Annotated in this window: 1 protein-coding gene; it reads right to left on the bottom strand. The window is 54.2% G+C overall.

Annotated features, from left to right (window positions below; all coding sequences use genetic code 11):
• Positions 1-239, bottom strand: a 239-nt coding sequence (locus JMA46_RS16875; protein ID WP_207346499.1) for a hypothetical protein, incomplete at its 3' end; no start/stop codon positions are given.
• Between the last annotated feature and the right edge of the window lie 58 nt (positions 240-297).

The raw sequence follows: 297 nt of genomic DNA, 5'->3' as shown, positions 1-297 counted from the left end.
GCCCCTTCTTCTTCTCCAGCCTTGGTCACTTGGATCAACCTTGGACGGATATCGTTGCTGTCTGGGTCCTGCGCAGCTACGATGGGCTTGAAATGGACACCGTTAGGTGTTTTGCCGGTGGTCCAAACGCCGGGAGACTTGCAGGGGTGGTTCCACGTCGCGATAGAACTGAAGACGTACCTGTCACCTTCCTTCATGATGTTGTCTTGAGAAAGATCATTACCTGAAGCGAAGCTCACCAGCCGGCCCTCGTTGTGGCTGGTTGGTCCTATGAACTTCTCGCACTGGCTTTGATCG

Origin of the sequence: Arthrobacter sp. E3, from assembly GCF_017353415.1 — a bacterium.
GTDB lineage: Bacteria > Actinomycetota > Actinomycetes > Actinomycetales > Micrococcaceae > Specibacter.
The sequence above is the reverse complement of the archived record's forward strand: the minus strand, read 5'-3'. Positions and strand labels throughout refer to the sequence as shown.